The following is a 236-nucleotide window of genomic DNA, read 5'->3' as shown; positions in this document are numbered from 1 at the left end:
GCCTGATGCTGCTCGGGTTGGCGCTGGTGTGTTTCACCAGTTCCATGCCGTCCACGCTGCCGGCGCTGTACTACACCCCGGTGCGGTACAGCGCGCTGTCGATCGCGTTCAACGTCTCGGTGTCGCTGTTCGGAGGCACCACGCCGCTGTTCACCGCCTGGCTGGTGGAGCGTACCGGCGACCCGCTGGTGCCGGCGTACTCCCTGAGGGGCGCGGCGGTGATCGGCCTGGTGTCG

Annotated in this window: 1 pseudogene; it reads left to right on the top strand. The window is 68.6% G+C overall.

Annotated elements, in window-relative coordinates:
* Positions 1-236 (top strand): annotated as a pseudogene (locus ACQG3P_RS23680) (MFS transporter); the annotation flags it as partial.

Source organism: Stenotrophomonas sp. SrG, assembly GCF_050031795.1.
Lineage (GTDB): Bacteria > Pseudomonadota > Gammaproteobacteria > Xanthomonadales > Xanthomonadaceae > Stenotrophomonas > Stenotrophomonas rhizophila_A.
This window is presented reverse-complemented; position numbering and strand designations above follow the sequence as displayed.